The organism is Lysobacter sp. Root690 (assembly GCF_001427785.1).
Lineage (GTDB): Bacteria > Pseudomonadota > Gammaproteobacteria > Xanthomonadales > Xanthomonadaceae > Lysobacter.
In genome coordinates this window covers 542409-559035 of sequence record NZ_LMHM01000011.1, presented here as the reverse complement: position 1 = coordinate 559035, position 16627 = coordinate 542409, and the positions used below count along the sequence as shown (strand labels likewise).

Annotated in this window: 12 protein-coding genes; 5 read left to right on the top strand and 7 right to left on the bottom strand. The window is 67.9% G+C overall.

The window, feature by feature from the left end; all coding sequences use genetic code 11:
* Positions 1-70: 70 nt before the first annotated feature.
* Complete coding sequence (gene yjgA, locus ASD86_RS25850) at positions 71-637, bottom strand: ribosome biogenesis factor YjgA (RefSeq protein WP_082578165.1); 567 nt, start codon at positions 635-637, stop codon at positions 71-73.
* Positions 638-795: 158 nt separating this feature from the next.
* Between yjgA and pmbA the strand changes: the two genes are divergently transcribed.
* From pmbA to ASD86_RS07545, 4 genes are all read left to right on the top strand, one after another.
* On the top strand, positions 796-2166 hold the full coding sequence (gene pmbA, locus ASD86_RS07560; RefSeq protein WP_056109232.1) for a metalloprotease PmbA: 1371 nt from the start codon (positions 796-798) through the stop codon (positions 2164-2166).
* A gap of 317 nt (positions 2167-2483) precedes the next feature.
* Positions 2484-4034: a DUF1800 domain-containing protein gene (locus ASD86_RS07555; protein ID WP_056108903.1), complete on the top strand. Its 1551-nt coding sequence runs from the start codon at positions 2484-2486 to the stop codon at positions 4032-4034.
* Between the two features lies 1 nt (position 4035).
* Positions 4036-5172 carry a DUF1501 domain-containing protein gene (locus ASD86_RS07550; protein ID WP_056108902.1) on the top strand — a complete coding sequence of 379 codons (1137 nt, stop codon included), beginning with the start codon at positions 4036-4038 and terminating at the stop codon, positions 5170-5172.
* A 340-nt stretch (positions 5173-5512) separates the two neighbouring features.
* On the top strand, positions 5513-5872 hold the full coding sequence (locus ASD86_RS07545; protein WP_056108899.1) for a DUF4870 domain-containing protein: 360 nt from the start codon (positions 5513-5515) through the stop codon (positions 5870-5872).
* A gap of 428 nt (positions 5873-6300) precedes the next feature.
* On the opposite strand, the gene ispA is transcribed toward ASD86_RS07545, so the two are convergent.
* The 3 genes from ispA to tilS form a co-directional block, all read right to left on the bottom strand.
* The gene (gene ispA, locus ASD86_RS07540; RefSeq protein ID WP_056108896.1) at positions 6301-7197 is read right to left on the bottom strand and encodes a (2E,6E)-farnesyl diphosphate synthase; all 897 of its coding nucleotides are present in this window, start codon (positions 7195-7197) and stop codon (positions 6301-6303) included.
* Positions 7190-7465 (bottom strand): exodeoxyribonuclease VII small subunit, encoded by a 276-nt coding sequence (locus tag ASD86_RS07535; RefSeq protein WP_056108893.1) that lies wholly within the window; start codon positions 7463-7465, stop codon positions 7190-7192. The genes ispA and ASD86_RS07535 overlap by 8 nt, the downstream gene beginning before the upstream one ends.
* Positions 7466-8170: 705 nt before the next feature.
* A complete protein-coding gene (tilS, locus tag ASD86_RS07530; RefSeq protein ID WP_056108891.1) occupies positions 8171-9475 on the bottom strand; it encodes a tRNA lysidine(34) synthetase TilS in 1305 nt (434 codons plus the stop codon).
* A gap of 107 nt (positions 9476-9582) precedes the next feature.
* On the opposite strand from tilS, the gene ASD86_RS07525 reads away from it, so the two are divergent.
* Positions 9583-10644 carry an NADH:flavin oxidoreductase/NADH oxidase gene (locus ASD86_RS07525; RefSeq protein WP_056108889.1) on the top strand — a complete coding sequence of 354 codons (1062 nt, stop codon included), beginning with the start codon at positions 9583-9585 and terminating at the stop codon, positions 10642-10644.
* 20 nt (positions 10645-10664) lie between these two features.
* On the opposite strand, the gene ASD86_RS07520 is transcribed toward ASD86_RS07525, so the two are convergent.
* From ASD86_RS07520 to dnaE, 3 genes are all read right to left on the bottom strand, one after another.
* Positions 10665-11456: a transglycosylase domain-containing protein gene (locus ASD86_RS07520; RefSeq protein ID WP_056108886.1), complete on the bottom strand. Its 792-nt coding sequence runs from the start codon at positions 11454-11456 to the stop codon at positions 10665-10667.
* Between the two features lie 21 nt (positions 11457-11477).
* A complete protein-coding gene (locus ASD86_RS07515; protein WP_056108882.1) occupies positions 11478-12437 on the bottom strand; it encodes an acetyl-CoA carboxylase carboxyltransferase subunit alpha in 960 nt (319 codons plus the stop codon).
* 481 nt (positions 12438-12918) lie between these two features.
* Positions 12919-16440, bottom strand: a complete 3522-nt coding sequence (gene dnaE, locus ASD86_RS07510) for a DNA polymerase III subunit alpha (RefSeq protein ID WP_056108878.1) — start codon at positions 16438-16440, stop codon at positions 12919-12921.
* Positions 16441-16627 lie beyond the last annotated feature (187 nt).

Sequence of the window (16627 nt, the reverse complement as noted above, 5' to 3'; positions counted from 1 at the left end):
CGAGCCGATGGCTCGCAAGCAGCGCCCGCTCACCCCGCCAGCGGGAGAGGGGCTTCAAAAGCAATTGCGTTCAGTCGTGGCTTTCGTCGATGAACTCGTCGTCGTCGCCCGCATCGCCCGGCCCAGCCAACACCGTGCGCAACTCGCGGTACAACTCGCGAAACGCATGCGGCGGCTTGTTGCGCTTGCGTTCTTCCAGCGTGTTGCGCACCAGTTGGCGCAGGCGTTGCCGGTCGGCGCCCGGGTATTCGTCGAGCAGTTCGGCCAGCGCCGCGTCGCCGTTGTCGAGCAGGCGTTCGCGCCAGGTCTCGATGCGGTGCATCGCGGCGATCTCGCGCCGCGCGGTCTCGCCGTTTTCGTCGAGCGCATCGCGCAGCGCGTCCATCGCCGCATCGTCCTCGCGGCGCATCTGCTTGGCCAGGAACGCCAGCTGGCGCTTGTGGGCGACATGCGCGGTGATGCGCTTGCAGTCGCGGATATGCGGCAGCAGCGCCTCGGGCACCGGCAGCTTGGCCAGCTGGGCCTCGGTCAGGGACACCAGTTTTTCGCCCAGGGCCAATGTTTCCAGCGCCTCGCGCCGGTTCTGGCTCCGGCTGGGGCTCAGGAATTCGCCGGTTTCCTCATCTCTGCCGCGCATCGCAAAACACCTCGTGTACCGTCAAACTGAACAATATCGCGTCGCAACGACGCCGCTTGCGTTTCCAGCGGCGCCTGCGCGCCACCGCCAACTCGGCGGCGCCCACGCGCCGCGGCACCAAGGATAAGCCATTGAACGTGTTAGCCCCCAGCTCCGGCATCGCGGCCGCCCCGGCCCACACCTTCGCCGACCCCGAAGCGCGCCTGGACGTGCTCGTGGATCTGTCACAGCGGCTGCTCGCCGCGGCGCGCGCGCGCGGCGCCACCCAGGCCGAAGTGTCGTGCTCGGAAGAGGCCGGCCTCAACGTCAACGTGCGCATGGGCGAGGTCGAAACGGTCGAATCCACCCGCGACCGCGGCATCGCCATGACCGTCTACTTCGGCCAGCGCAAAGGCAGCGCCAGCACCGCCGATCTGCGCGAGGAGAGCCTGGAGGCCACGGTCGAACAGGCCTGCGCGCTGGCTCGCTACACCGAGGACGACGAAGCCGCCGGCTTGGCCGACGCGGCCTTGATGGCGACTGATCTGCGCGATTTCGACACCTGGCATCCCTGGAACATCGACGCCGACCGCGCGATCGAACTGGCGCTGGCCTGCGAAAGCGCTGGCCGCGATTTCGACAAGCGCATCGAGAACAGCGATGGCGCCTCGGTCGGCACCGGCGCGAGCCTGGGCGTCTACGCCAATTCGCATGGTTTCGTCGGCCGCGAGCGCAGCACCCAGCACAGCCTCGGCGTCGCCTTGATCGGCGGCCGCGGCGACAATATGCAGCGCGATGGCTGGTACACCTCGGCGATGGCCGCCGACGAGTTGGAATCGGCCGCCAGCGTCGGCCGCAAGGCCGCCGAGCGCACGGTCGCGCGATTGGCTCCGCGGCAGATCGCGACCGGCGAATACCCGGTGCTGTACGCGGCCGAAAGCGCGCGTTCGCTGATCGGCCATCTGCTCGGCGGCATCAGCGGCGGCGCGCTGTACCGGCGCGCGAGCTTCCTGGTCGACAGCGCCGGCACCCAGTTGTTTCCGTCGTGGTTCCGCATCGACGAACAACCGTTCCTGCATCGCGGCTACCGTTCGACCTCGTACGACGCCGAAGGCGTGGCCACCCACGAATCGGCCTTGATCGACGCCGGCGTGTTGCAGCATTACGTGCTCAGCAGTTATTCGGCGCGCAAGCTGGGCCTGCAGACCACCGGCAACGCCGGCGGCGTGCACAACCTGCAGGTCGCGGCCAATGCCGGCGACTACACCTCAATGCTCAAGCAGATGGGGCGCGGCCTGGTGGTGACCGAGCTGATGGGGCAGGGCGTCAACGCGGTGACCGGCGATTACTCGCGCGGCGCGGCCGGTTTCTGGGTCGAGAACGGCGAGCTGCAGTATCCGGTCGACGGCATCACCATCGCCGGCAATCTGCGTTCGATGTTCTCGGCGATCGAAGCGGTCGGCACCGACGTCGACGAGCGCTCGCATGTGCGCACCGGTTCGATATTGATCGGGCGGATGACGGTGGCGGGCGAAAGCGCCGAGGATTGAGCCGCGGCGCGATGCGGCGGCTGATCGTTTGATTGCGCGGTCGCGTCGTCGGATTTGCGGCGCGGCGATCGCTATCGGGTCTGCTGCGGCAGGCCCGTTTGGTCCGACTCAATCCGATCGCCGCAACGCATCGACGTGGCGATCGGACGACCGGGCAACGCCGCGGAACCCGCGCGAGCGTGATCGCGGCCATGCCCGTGCACCATTCCTTGACCGCAGTTGCGAATCCGCGCATCGCCTACTGAATAGGCTCCGCGGCCTGTCAACCCGAGGCGTGGCCACCCGTTCTCTGGCGTAGTTCCCGCCCGGAGAGCCGGATGAGCGCAAGCAAGGCCACGGCCGCCAATCGTTTCGGACTCGGCGCACGCCCCGGCGAGCTCGACCGCGCCGGCGACGGCCGCCAGATTCTGCTCGTGCAATTGCGCGAGCCGCCGTCGCTGGCGGAATTCCGCGACCTGCCGGGCAGCGCCGCGACCTTGCAGCGCGAATACGAACAACAGCGCGCGAATCGCGCGAGCCGGAACGCTGAAGCGCCGGCGAAGTCGCCGCAGCCGATGATGGCTCCATCGTCCGAATCCGCATCGGAATCGACGATGACCGCGCCCGGCATGAACGCCGCATCCGCGCACCGCCGCCGCACTGTCGCCGACCGCAACAGTCCCACACCGAACGAATCCGCCGAACGCGAACCCGCCACTCCCGCCGAAGCCCTGCGCCGCGAACTGCGTCGCCAGCAACTGGCCGAGTTCGCCGCGCGCTATCGCCATGCCGCTTCCACCGAGGCGCCGTTCGTCGAACGCCTGACCCAGTTCTGGTCGAACCATTTCGCCGTTTCCATCGACAAGGGCAACGCGCGCCTGTACGCCGGATCGATGGAGCGCGAAGCGATCCGGCCGCACGTGCTCGGCCGCTTCGAGGATCTGCTGCTCGCGGTGGAAAGCCATCCGGCGATGCTGCGTTATCTCGACAACGCGGTATCGATCGGCGACGACTCGCGCGCGGCGCGGCGCGCGCAACGCATGAGCGGCGATGGCGACAAACCGCGGCGCGGGCTCAACGAAAACCTCGCGCGCGAGATCCTCGAACTGCACACCCTCGGTGTCGACGGCGGCTACCGCCAGGACGACGTGATCGAACTCGCGCGCGCGATCACCGGCTGGAGCACGCCGGGCCCGCGCGATGCGCAGGCGCTCGACGCCTCGTTCGTGTTCCGCGCCAATGCGCACGAACCCGGCGCGCGCCGCGTGCTCGGCCGCGACTACGCCGAAGGCGGGGTCGAACAGGGCCGCGCGGTGCTGGCCGATCTGGCCCGACATCCAGCCACCGCGCGCCATCTGAGTTTCAAGCTCGCGCGCCATTTCGTCGCCGACGAGCCGCCGCCGGCGTTGGTCGAACGCATGGCCCAGGCCTATCTGCATAGCGACGGCGACCTGCGGGCGCTGTACCGCAGCCTGATCGAAAGCGACGAGGCGTGGTCGCCGGCCGCGCGCAAGTTCAAGACCCCCAACGATTTCGTGATCTCGGCCTTGCGCGCGGGCGAATTGCCGGTAGGCAACGAAGCGCGCGCGCTGATCGGATTACTGGCCAGCCTCGGCCAACCGGTGTTCACGCCGCGCTCGCCGGCCGGGTTTCCCGACACCGCCGCCGACTGGAGCAATCCCGACGGCCTGTTCAAGCGCATCCAGGCCGCGCAGTTGTTCGCCGCGCGCGTCGATGCGCAGGCGTCCACGCCGTATCAGCGCGCGCTGTCGGTGCTCGGCAGCGACGCGGTCAACGGCGATTTCGCGATCGGCCTGCGCCGCGCCGGTTCGGCCAGCGAAGGCTACGCGCTGCTGTTCGCCAGCCCCGCGTTTCAGTGGAGAAGCTGAGATGGACGCGCAACGACGAGGCCTGCTCGCCGCATTCGGCGCCAGCGCGCTGCTGACCCTGTTTCCCGGCGCGACCCGCGCCGCGACCGGGCACGACACGCGTTTCCTGCTGGTGTTGCTGCGCGGCGGCCTGGACGGCTTGCATCTGTTGCCGCCGTACGCCGATCCGGCCTACGCGCGTTTGCGCGGCGAGGGCGCGGTGGACGATCCGATCCGCATCGACGCGGGCTTCGGCCTGCATTCGGCGATGCAGCACGCGGCGACGATGTACCGCGCACGCGAGCTGATGCCGATCGTGGCGATCGCGCCGCCGTATCGCGAGCGCTCGCATTTCGACGCGCAGGATTGCCTGGAAAACGGCACCGCGTCGCCGACCGGCGCGCGCGACGGCTGGCTCGGCCGCTGCGTGCAGGCGATGCCGGGCGGCGCGGGTTTCGCGGTCGCCGCGGTGATGCCGCTGGCCTTGCGCGGCAGCGAGCGCGCCAGCAACTGGTGGCCGCCGTTGCCGAAGGACGTCGATCCGCAGCTGTTGCAGCGCTTGCAGCCGCTGTATGCGGCCGATCCGCGCCTGAGCGAGACCTTCGAGCGTTCCACCCACGCCGCGACGATGACGCGCGATGGCAAGGGCGCGTTCGCGCTGCCCGAAGCGATGCGCATCGCCGCGCAGCGTATGAGCGCCCCCGATGGCCCGCGCATCGGCTTCGTCGAGGACAGCGGTTGGGACACGCACCGCAATCAGGCGCAGGTGTTGCAGCGCAAGCTGGCCGAACTCGATCAGGGCCTGGCCGCGGCGCGCGCGGGCTTCGGCGCGGCGTGGCCGCGCACGGTGATCGCGGTGGTCACCGAGTTCGGACGCACCGCGGCGATCAACGGCACCGGCGGCACCGATCACGGCACCGGCGGCATGGCCCTGCTGTGCGGCGGCGCGGTGCGCGGCGGACGCATCGGCGGCGACTGGCCGGGCCTGGCCCCGGCGCAGCTCAACCAGGGCCGCGATCTGCGCGCGACCAGCGATCTGCGCGGTCTGTTCAAGAGCGTGCTGAGCGAACACCTCGGGCTGGCCGAATCGGCGGTCGAGTCGCGGGTGTTTCCGGCCAGTCGCGCGGTCGCGCCGATGACGGGCTGGCGGGCGGCCTAGGCGGCTCCGGTTCCGGCCTCAGGGTGACGTGAATCATGTGGTTCGATGACCCGATCCCGGTGGTTCGCGCCACGACCAGGCGGGCAGTCGCGGCGTGGCCGCCGGCACCGATTTCGCGCGTTCGATCATTTTGAGCGACGGCGACCGTGACAGCCTGATTGCAACGGCATGCTCGGGCCGGCGGTCAAGGCCGTCCGAGCATGCCGGACACAGATAAAGTGCGGCAGCCATACCCTATTTACCTTGACAGCATGGACGCTCACGGCCGACAGTGACGCGGTTGGGCAGCCCGGAGCTGGCCCATCGGACTCACATCACGAACAGGAAAGGGGAACAAGGAATGAACGATTTGAACGAACAAGCGTCCGGCAGCAGCGAGGACCGCACCCTGGCGATGATCACCCACCTCTCGGCGATCGTCTTCGGCTTCATCGTCCCGTTGATCATCTGGTTGATCAACAAGGACAAGCCGGAGAAGGAATTCCTGACCGATCAGTCCAAGGAAGCGCTGAATTTCACCATCTCGCTGTTCATCGTGTACATCGTGCTGATGGTGCTGTCGTTCGTGACCTTCGGTCTGGCCGGCCTGCTGTCGCCGGTGATCTGGATCGTGTCGGTGGTGTTCTTCATCATCGCCGGCCTCAAGGCGAAGGACGGCGTGCGCTATCGCTATCCGCTGACCCTGCGCCTGATCGCCTGAGTCGGGAATAGGGATTTGAACTTGGGGCTGGCCGTTCGCGGCCGGTCAGGGGAAAACGAAAAGGGCAGACTTCGGTCTGCCCTTTTTCGTGTTCGCATCCAAGGTGTTGGTTCGAAATGCGCGTGACGCGGATACGGTCGCGATGGGTCGTCGTCGCGCTAGCGCCATGCAGTGAATGCGGGAGCGGAGCGAAAAGCGGCGGGGCTGAGCTCACCCGTAGGAACTTCGTTGAGCAGGCGGCGACGAAGATGCGGGCAATGCGGCGCCCGCGGCCAAGCCGTCGCGTCCGGTCAGCAGCCGTCCCGGTGCGCGCAAACGCTGTGCAGTGGATATCTGATCCGAGCGAACAGCGCTGGGGCCAGGGGCCCTCTCACAAGACTTCGCGGCGCCGCGAGCGGCGATGAAGGCCAGAGCGGCGACGCTCGCGCTCAACGATCGCGTTCGATCGCCAGCCGTCCCAGCGCGCGCAGCGCGTCGGCGCCGTGGCCGAACGGTTCCAGCGCGGCATCCATCGCGCGCGCCAGTTGGTCCAGGCGCGCGCGCGAGGCGTCCAGGCCGATCAGCGCGGGGAAGGTCGATTTGTCCTGGGCTGCGTCCTTGCCGGCGGTCTTGCCGAGGGTCTGGCTGTCGCCTTCGACATCGAGGATGTCGTCGCGGACCTGGAAGGCCAGTCCCAGCGCCTGCGCGTAGCGGTCCAGGGCGTCGAGCGCGGCGCCGTCGGCGTGGCCGCACAGCGCGCCCATGCGCACGCTGGCGCGGATCAGCGCGCCGGTCTTGAGCGAATGCAGATGCTCCAGCGCGGCCACGTCGAGCTGGACGCCGGTGCCGGTGGCGTCGATGTCGAGCGCCTGGCCGCCGCACATGCCGGCCACGCCCGCGGCCTGGGCCAGGGTACGCAGCAGGGCGACGCGGGTGGCATCGTCTGTATCGGTGTCGGCCAATACCGCGAACGCCAGCGATTGCAGCGCGTCGCCGGCGAGGATGGCAGTGGCCTCGTCGAAGGCCACGTGCACGGTCGGCTGGCCGCGGCGCAGGGCGTCGTCGTCCATGGCCGGCAGGTCGTCGTGGACCAGCGAATAGGCGTGGATCAGTTCGACCGCGGTGGCCGGCGCATCGAGCACCGTCGGCGCGACCTCGAACAGCGCGCCGGCGGCATGGACCAGCAGCGGGCGCATGCGCTTGCCGCCGAGCAGCACCGCATGGCGCATCGCCTGGTGCAGGCGCTGCGGCGCGGCGTCGGAGGCGGGCAGTGCGTGGGTAAGCGCGCGATCGGCACGCTCACGCCATTGACTCAGCAGGTCGTCCAGCCCGGCCGCATCACGCATCGACTTCGCTGCCCGGAGGGCCGGCATTGCCGAACGGCTCGGCGCTGGCCGGGTCCTGCGGATCGGTAAGCAGGCGCACGCGCAATTCGGCCTGTTCCAGCGCGGACTGGCAGCGGCGGTAGAGACCGACGCCGCGCTCATAGGCGGCGAGCGAATCTTCCAGGCTCATCTCGCCGTGTTCCATCTTCTCGACCAGTTGCTCCAGGGCATCGAGCGACTGCTCGAAATCGGCGACCGGCGAGGCTTCGGTGGGGGTTTTACGAGGCATACGGGAAGTGTGCGGCGGGGGCGGGGCGGGGTCAATGCGGCGTGGGGACGCAGAGGGTGTGGGCGATGGGGTTGGTGCATCTCACCAGAACGTCATTCCCGCGAAGGCGGGAATCCAGAGACTTCAGCGGCATCCCTTCAGATCGTCATTCCCGCGAACGCGGGATTTGCTTTACTGCGGCATAGCCGAATATCCAGAGACTTCAGCGCCATCCTTCCAGGCCGTCATTCCCGCGAAAGCGGGCTCTGCTTTACTTCGGCGTAGCCCAATGTCCAGAGACTTCAGCGTCATCTTTCCAGGACGTCATTCCCGCGAACGCGGGCTCTGCTTTACTTCGGCGTAGCCGAACATCCAGTGACTTTGACCTTGCAAGACTTCAAGCGGTCTCGCACGAAAGGCCCTGGATGTTCGGCTACGCCGAAGTAAAGCAGAGCCCGCCTTCGCGGGAATGACGGTCTTGGAGGATGATGACGAAACGAGAGGGCTCGGTGCCCGCAGGAATAAATAAGCGCGATACACGCAGCAGTAACGGCATCCCGATGCCCGCAGGAACAGCGGCGCGCGAAAGTGCAGAAACAACGGATGCCGGCGCACGAAGCAGGCCAAGAACACAGCGGACCACGAATACAGCGAGCCAGGAACACAGCGAGCCAAGAACACAGAGAGCCAAGAACACAGCGAACAATCCCGCCCAGCGTGGTGGATTTAACCCGCCACCAAGGTCAACCGCCCCCCACACTCCCGCAACCACGCATCCATCCGCGCCGACACCGCCACATCGCCCACCGCCAGCAGCTCGCCCTGCGCCGTGCTGAGCAGCGGCATGCGGCGCCGCTCCCACGGCGGCACGCCGAGGTCCTGCAGCACCTTGCGCAGCATGTGGCCGTGCGTGCGTCCCGGCAGCACGATGCGTTCGCCGCCGCGCCGCGCATGCGCCACGCCCGGCGTGTCGAAGGCCTCGGCGCCTTCGAGCCGCCACTCGCCGCCGTCGGGCAGGGCCAACGGCGCGCGTCCGTCCCACGGCGCCTGCCAGTCTTCGGCCAAGGCCGGCCTGTGCATCTGCGCGTGCAGCAGGTCGCGCCAGGCATGTATAACCGCGCCCTGCCAGGCGAACTCGGCTTCGGCGTCGGCGCGCGCGTCGAGCAATTGCGATTCGATCTGGAGCACGCCCTGGGTCGGCAGTGGCGGCAGACCCAGGCCGGCGATCCAGCGCCGCAGCACCCGCGCGCGCCGCGCGACCGGCAAGGTCCGCAAGGCCGCGCGCGACAGCGCCTGCGGATCGAGACTGCGCACGGCGGCAAGCGCCAGCGCGTCTTCCTCGTCGAGCAGGCGTTCGGACTCGCCGGCCAAGCGTGCGGACAGGGCGAAACTCGCATCCGCCTGCGGCCAACGCTCGCGCAGCAGCGGCATGACCCGGTTGCGCAGGAAATTGCGGTCGTAGCGATCGTCGTCGTTGCTGGGGTCGTCGATCCAGCGCAGGCCATGAGCCTGCGCGTAAGCAAGCAACGCAGCGCGCGGTACCGACAACAGCGGCCGCCACAATCGGCCTTCGCCGCAGGCGCGCCACGGCGTCATCGACGCCAGCCCGGTCGAACCGGAGCCGCGCAGCAGCCTCAGCAGCAGGGTTTCGGCCTGATCGTCACGGTGATGCGCGAGGACCAGGGCTTCGCCGATACCCAGACCGGCCTCGAACGCGGCATGACGCGCACGCCGAGCCGCCGCTTCCGGACCGTCGCCCGCGTCGCGCGCAACCGACACCCGCGAAACGGTCAATTCCAGCTCGTTCGAGCGGCAGATTTCCTGGCAATGCCGCGCCCAATCGTCGGCCTGCGCATGCAAGCCATGATGCACATGCCACGCCCGCAGGCCCTGTTGCCGCGCCCGCGGCAACGCCGCCAAGGCATGCAGCAGCACGCTCGAATCCAGCCCGCCGCTATAGCCCACGCACAGCGGCGTGGCCGGCAGTTCGCGCAGCGCGGCGGCGATCGCATCGAAGTTTGATACCAACATGCCGGCATGGTGCCACGACCGCGGGACGCAGCAACCCATGGATGATGCTGCGCACGCGCTGGGCCGCCATTACCTTGAGTTCTCCTTGGTAATGCAGAGATCGCGTCGTGTCCCGGCTTTTCGCTCCGCTGTCGCAACGCTCCTTGACCTTGCGCAACCGCCTGGTGGTTTCGCCAATGTGCCAGTACTCGGCGGTGGACGGCGTGCCGAACAACTGGCATCTGGTCCATCTGGGCAGCCGCGCGGTCGGCGGCGCCGGCCTGGTCATGACCGAGGCCTGCGCGGTCTCGCCGCAGGGGCGTATTTCCCCGGCCGACACCGGCCTGTGGAACGCCGCGCAGGCCGAGGCCTGGCATCGCATCAGCTGCTTCCTGCGTTCGCGCGAAGCCGCGGTCGGCGTGCAGCTGGCGCACGCCGGGCGCAAGGCCAGCGTCGAAGCGCCGTGGCTCGGCGGCAAGGGCGTGGCGGCCGATGCCGGCGGCTGGACCCCGGTAGCGCCGTCGGCGCTCGCGTTCCGGGAGGATTCGCCGCAACCGCGCGCGCTGGAACCGATCGACATCCGTAATGTGATCGACGATTTCGCCGCGGCCGCGCAGCGCGCGCTCGATGCGTGTTTCCAGTTGGTCGAGATCCACGCCGCGCACGGTTATCTGCTGCATCAGTTTCTGTCGCCATTGTCGAACCAACGCGACGACCGCTACGGTGGCAGCTTCGAAAACCGCACCCGCCTGCTGCGCGAAGTGCTGGTCGCGGTGCGCGAGGTGTGGCCCGAACGTCTGCCGTTGTGGCTGCGCATTTCCGCGACCGACTGGGCCGACGGCGGCTGGGATATCGAACAGAGCGTCGAACTGGCGCGGATCGTCAAGGACCTCGGCGTCGATCTGATCGACGTGTCCAGCGGTGGCCTGGTGCCGCATGTGCGCATTCCGGTCGAGCCGGGTTATCAGGTGCCGTTCTCGGCGCGCATCCGTCGCGAGGCGGGCATCGCCACCGGCGCGGTCGGCTTGATCACGCGCGCCGCGCAGGCTGAGAAGATCGTCGCCGACGGCGAGGCCGACGTGGTGCTGCTCGCGCGCGAGTTGCTGCGCGATCCGTATTTTCCGCTGCGCGCCGCGCACGAGTTGGGCGCGAACGTGCATGTGCCGGAGCAGTATCAGCGGGCTTGGTGAGCCGCGGCCGCGATGCTCGCTCAATACTTTCTTGTGCAGGCCGGACGCTTCATTCGCGTCAGGTCGGCGTCGGGGTCGCGCAGGTTGAAGGTGTAGTCGGTCTTGAGCATCAGGCGCACGTAGGCCCGACGGAAATCGTCGGGCTTGCAGGCGGGGTCGTAGTACGAGGCGCTCATCGAGATCACGAGCAGAGCGGCGGTTTCCGATGGAGTCAGCTGCGCCGCGGGCCGATCGAAGTAGAACCGCGCGGCGTGCTCCAGGCCTTTGGCTTGAAGCCCCAGACTTGCGGAGTCGAGAATCGAGTCGACGATGCGTTCGGCCGGCCATTCCTGGCTCAGACGGCTGGCGATCGACATTTCCATGAACCACCAACGATTCGAATAGCGTCTGAGCGCTTCCGCATTGCCAACGCCGTCTTTGGCGATACGGCTCGGTTCGGCGGCAGCAATCAGCGAAAACGAGATATCGCTTGCGGCAACCTTCAGCACCCGAGCATCCGGCGGATCCATGCAGGCTGCGTCATGGCCGGTATCGGCGTTGCTCATCTTCCATACAAGCAGACACCGCAAACCGTGGCCGAGGCCCGCGAGCGGCATGCCGATGCTGCTCAATCGCCTGATCCGGATCTCGCCCTGGCCACCGTGCTGCGCCCACAGCAACGCACGCGCATGGCCTGGATATTCCTGGCGCGGCCCCGGCAATGATTTGGGCAAATCGTACGCGCCGTACCAATAAGCGCCCTGAAGCAGCAGAAAGAACAGGGCGACGACGCCCGCCAGCACCGCGGCGATTCGCTTGAACAGGACATCCATGTCCGCGATTGCCCGTAAGAATCAGGCGGCTTCGTACGCGCCGTAACCGCGCAAGCGCTCATAGCGACGCTGCAGCAGTTCCTCGACCGGCACGTTCTCCAGCGCGTCGATCTCGTTGATCAACACCGCCTTCAACCGCGTCGCCATCTGCTTCGGGTTGCGATGCGCGCCGCCGATCGGCTCGCGCACGATCTTGTCGATCAGGCCCAACTCGTGCAAGCGCTTGGCGGTCAGGCCGAGCTGTTCGGCCGCGTCCTTGGCCTTTTCGGCGGTCTTCCACAGGATCGAGGCGCAGCCCTCGGGGGTGATCACCGAGTAGGTGCTGTATTCGAGCATCAAGGTGCGATCGCCGACGCCGATCGCCAGCGCGCCGCCGGAGCCGCCTTCACCGATCACGGTGCAGATCACCGGGATCTTCAGCTCGGCCATTTCCAGCAGATTGCGCGCGATCGCCTCGGACTGGCCGCGTTCCTCGGCGTCGATGCCGGGCCAGGCGCCGGCGGTGTCGATGAAGGTGATCAGCGGCAGGCCGAAGCGCTCGGCCAGCTTCATCAGGCGCAGCGCCTTGCGGTAGCCCTCCGGACGCGGCATGCCGAAGTTGCGCTTGATCTTGCTCTTGGTGTCGCGGCCCTTCTGGTGGCCGACGATGACCACGCTGCGCCCGGCGATGCGGCCCAGGCCGCCGACGATGGCCTTGTCGTCGGCGAAGGCGCGGTCGCCGGCCAGTTCCTGGAACTCGTCGCACATCACCCGGATGTAATCCAGGGTGTAGGGGCGTGCCGGATGGCGCGCCAACTGCGAAATCTGCCAGGACGAGAGGTCACGGAAAATCTGCGCGGTGCGCAGGCGCAGCTTGTCCTGCAGGGCATGGATTTCGGCGTCGATGTCGACGGCCGGGCCGCTGCTGGCGTGGCGCAGCTCCTGGATCTTGGCTTCCAGGTCGGCGATGGGCTGCTCGAAGTCGAGGTAATTCGGATTCATTCGGGGGCCGTGGGCCTTGGTCGATGGACAGTCTAGCCCAGAGGGGGGGACCGTACCGAGGGGGATGGCAGAGTCTGGAGGAGAAGCGGGTCAAGCTCCTTCTCGCGCTTGCGGGGTGAGCGGCCGCGTTTGCGAGCCATGGCTCGCGCGGCCGCGAACGCCCGAACGCATGCGTTCGGGCCGGGGAATGCACCTGGACTGTGACTACTGTTGAGTAAAAACGGAATTCCGCTGGTGATTGCCCTCACCCCCGCGCCGGGCTTGCCCTCACCCCGGCCCTCTCCCGCAGGCGGGAGAGGGAGCGAAGCAGGGCGCGCGGTGCGCCGGTGGATTCGGGTTGATCGACTCCTTCTCCCGCTTGCGGGAGAAGGTTGGGATGAGGGCGCTTTTGCTGGGTTGATGTTGAAGTCTGTCGCGGCGGGCTTGCCCTCATCCCGGCCCTCTCCCGCGCGCGGGAGAGGGAGCAAGAAGTCTCGCGGCCTCAATTCGCCCAGGGCTTGCCCAAGGTCAAGCGCACCGCCTTCACCCCAGGCTGCGAGCGCAGCAGCCCGACCAGATCCGCATCCACGCGCACCGACTGCGGACCGTTGAGGTCGAGCATGCCGGCCGCGCCTTGGCGCAGCAGGTCCAGGCGGATCGGAGTCGGGCCGGGGCGCTGTTTGGCCAGCAGCGCGTCCACGCGCTGCCAGGTGCCCGGCACCCGCAGGTCCAGGCGCAACGCCAGCCGCTGCGCGTGCTTGGCGCAGATCTGCGCGTAGTCCCAGCAGCGCGCCGCGCGCAGGGCGAAGCCGCCGCTGAAGGCGTCCTCGCGCAGGCCGCCCTGGATCACCAGCAGCCGGTCGCGCGCCAGCATCGAGGCGAATTCGCTGTAGGTCTCGGAGAAGAACGCGCACTCCAGGCGGCCGCGGCCGTCCTCGATCTGCACGAACATCTGGCTGTCGCCCTTCTTGCGGAAGCCGACGACCTGCCCGGCGACGATGATGTCCAGCTCCGGACGCCAGCCGCTGCGCGCGCTCTCCGGACGTTTTTCCCAGATCGTTTCCAGCTCGCCCAGATCGATGCCGACCAGCCCGCGCAGCTCGTCGCGATACGGATCGAAGGGATGGCCGCTGAGGTAGTGGCCCAGGGTCTCGCGTTCGCCGTGCAGGATCTGGCTCAGCGGCCACTCGTTGGCCTGCGGCAGGTCCAGGTGCAGCGCCGGCGCGGCGGTTTCGAAACCACCGAACAGCGAGACCTGGCCGGCGGCGCGCTCCTTGGCCAACTGGTCGGTGACCTTGAGCACTTCCGGCAACTGCAGCATCAAGCTGGCGCGGTTGGGGCCCAGGCCGTCGAGCGCGCCAGCGTGGGTCAGCGCTTCCATCGCCCGGCGATTGAGCTTGCCGGTGTCCACGCGCTTGCAGAAATCCAGCAGGTCCACGAACGGACCGGCGCGGCGCGCGTCGACGATCGCCTCGCACACGCCGCGGCCGACGCCCTTCACCGCGCCGATGCCGTAGCGGATCGTGTTGGCGTCGATCGCCTCGAACATGTATTCGGATTCGTTGACGTGCGGCGGCAGCACGGTGATACCCATGACCCGCGCTTCGTCGAGGAAGTTGACCACCTTGTCGGTGTTGTCCATGTCCGACGAACACGTCGCGGCCATGAACTCGGCGCCGTAATGGCGCTTGAGCCAGCCGGTCTGATACGCGACCAGCGCGTACGCGGCCGAGTGCGACTTGTTGAAGCCGTACTCGGCGAACTTCTCCATCAAGTCGAAGATCGGGCTGGCCTGCTTGGCCGGGATGTTGCGCTCGGCGCAGCCGGCCTCGAACTTGGCCCGCTCCTTGGCCATTTCCTCGGGCTTTTTCTTGCCCATCGCGCGGCGCAGCATGTCCGCGCCGCCGAGCGAATAGCCGGCCAGGACCTGGGCGATCTGCATCACCTGTTCCTGGTACACGATCACGCCGTAGGTCGGCCCCAGCACCGGCTCGAGCGAGTCGTGCGGATAGGTGACCTCGGCATTGCCGTGCTTGCGATCGACCCAGTCCTTATCCATCCCCGAGCCCAGCGGGCCGGGACGGAACAACGCGGCGAGCGCGATGATGTCTTCGAAGGTGTCGGGCTTGGCGCGCTTGAGCAGTTCGCGCATGCCGCGCGATTCGAACTGGAACACCGCGACCGTATCGCCGCGCGCGAACAGTTCGTAGGTGGGCTTGTCGGTCAGTTCCAGCGCGGTGATGTCGAGCGGTTCGTGACCTTCCTTGGCGCGGCGCTTGTTGATCGCGCGCACCGCCCAATCGATGATCGTGAGCGTGCGCAGGCCGAGGAAGTCGAACTTGACCAGGCCGACGGCTTCGACGTCGTCCTTGTCGAACTGGGTGACCGGGCTCTTGCCGCGGCCTTCGCCGTCGTGTTCGGCGAACAGCGGGCAGAAGTCCGACAGCGGGCTCGGCGCGATCACCACGCCGCCGGCGTGCTTGCCGGCGTTGCGGGTCAGGTCTTCGAGTTCGCGCGCCAGATCGAGCAGGTCGCGTACGTCGTCTTCGCTGCGATAGCGCGCGATCAGTTCGCTGGAGGCGAGTTCCGGGTTCTTGGCCGCCGCTTCGGATTCGCCCAGCGCGTCGTCGAGCGAGATGCCCAGGGTCAACGGGATCAGCTTGGCGATGCCGTCTACGAAACCGTAGGGATGGCCGAGCACGCGGCCGGCGTCGCGCACCACCGCCTTCGCCGCCATGGTGCCGTAGGTGATGATCTGCGAGACGCGGTCGCGGCCGTACTTGCGCGCGACGTAATCGATGACTTCGTCGCGGCGGTCCATGCAGAAGTCGATGTCGAAGTCGGGCATCGACACGCGTTCGGGATTGAGGAATCGCTCGAACAGCAGGTCGTACGGCAACGGATCGAGATCGGTAATGCCCAGCGCCCAGGCCACCAGCGAACCGGCGCCCGAACCGCGACCGGGACCGACCGGGATCTCGTGGTCCTTGGCCCAATTGATGAAGTCCGCGACGATCAGGAAGTAACCGGGGAACCCCATCTTGATGATGACGTCGAGTTCGGTTTCCAGGCGTTCGTCGTAGATCTGCCGGGTCTTGCCCGGCGCGATCGGATTTTTCTCCAGCCGCTTGATCAGGCCCTCGCGCGATTGCGCGCGCAGCCACGACTCGATGGTGTGCTCGGCGGGCACCGGGAAATCCGGCAGCGCGTATTCGCCGAGCTTGAGCTCGACATTGCAGCGCGTCGCCAGCGCCAGCGCGTTGTCGATCGCGTCGGGCACGTCGGCGAACAGCGCGCGCATTTCCTCGCTGGACTTGAGGTATTGCTCGGCGCTGTAGTCGCGCGGGCGCTTGGGATCGTCGAGCACGCGGCCCGAGGCGATGCACACGCGCGCCTCGTGCGCCTCGAAGCCTTCGGCGTCGAGGAAGCGCGCGTCGTTGCTGGCGATCAGCGGCAGGCCGCGCTTGCCCGCGGCCTGGATGGCGAAGGCGTTGAACAGTTCCTCGCCGTCGCGCTGGGTGCGGGTGATTTCCAGATGCAGGCGGTCGCCGAACACGCCCTGCCAGTCGACCAGCCAGGCATGGGCGAGTTCGTGGCGATTGGTCGCGGCCAGGCGTCCGCCCAGGCTGTGGCGGCCGGCGAGGCAGAACAGGCCGGCGTTGTCCTCGCGCAGCCACTCCGGCCGCAGCACCACGCCTTCGGTGCGGTGGCCTTCCATCCAGGCGCGGCTGAGCAGGCGCGACAGGGTCAGGTAGCCGCCGCGGTCGCGGCACAGCAGGGTCAGGCGCGAGGCGGTTTCGTTGCCGTCGGCCAGATGCACGTCGGCGCCGATGATCGGCTTGATCCCGGCGCCTTCGCAGGTCTTGTAGAACTTGACCGCGGCGAACAGGTTGTCGAAGTCGGTCAGCGCGACGGCCGGCTGGCCGAGCGCGACGCAGCGTTTGACCAGATCGCCGATGCGGATCGTCGAGTCGGCCAGCGAGTACTCGCTGTGCAGGTGGAGATGAACGAATGGAGCGGACATGCGTACCGGTTCTGCGGCCGTGCCGGAGGAGACTCAAGCCGTGATCGGCAAGCGGCGTGCGAGCCGGCTTGCAGGGTATCAGCCCGGCGGCCCGGGACAAGCCTTGACAGGTCGGGATTGGCGCCGGGGCGGCGATTCGGGCTCGTGGCGAAAAGCCGCGGGCTGCGTGTTTGCGCGGATTTGGGTT

Excerpts from the sequence above, each read along its gene's own strand:
- yjgA (WP_082578165.1), bottom strand. The coding sequence starts at position 637 with ATGCGCGGCAGAGATGAGGAAACCGGCGAATTCCTGAGCCCCAGCCGG.
- ASD86_RS07555 (WP_056108903.1), top strand. The coding sequence starts at position 2,484 with ATGAGCGCAAGCAAGGCCACGGCCGCCAATCGTTTCGGACTCGGCGCA.
- ASD86_RS07550 (WP_056108902.1), top strand. The coding sequence starts at position 4,036 with ATGGACGCGCAACGACGAGGCCTGCTCGCCGCATTCGGCGCCAGCGCG.
- ASD86_RS07545 (WP_056108899.1), top strand. The coding sequence starts at position 5,513 with ATGAACGATTTGAACGAACAAGCGTCCGGCAGCAGCGAGGACCGCACC.
- ispA (WP_056108896.1), bottom strand. The coding sequence starts at position 7,197 with ATGCGTGATGCGGCCGGGCTGGACGACCTGCTGAGTCAATGGCGTGAG.
- ASD86_RS07535 (WP_056108893.1), bottom strand. The coding sequence starts at position 7,465 with ATGCCTCGTAAAACCCCCACCGAAGCCTCGCCGGTCGCCGATTTCGAG.
- tilS (WP_056108891.1), bottom strand. The coding sequence starts at position 9,475 with ATGTTGGTATCAAACTTCGATGCGATCGCCGCCGCGCTGCGCGAACTG.
- ASD86_RS07520 (WP_056108886.1), bottom strand. The coding sequence starts at position 11,456 with ATGGATGTCCTGTTCAAGCGAATCGCCGCGGTGCTGGCGGGCGTCGTC.
- ASD86_RS07515 (WP_056108882.1), bottom strand. The coding sequence starts at position 12,437 with ATGAATCCGAATTACCTCGACTTCGAGCAGCCCATCGCCGACCTGGAA.
- dnaE (WP_056108878.1), bottom strand. The coding sequence starts at position 16,440 with ATGTCCGCTCCATTCGTTCATCTCCACCTGCACAGCGAGTACTCGCTG.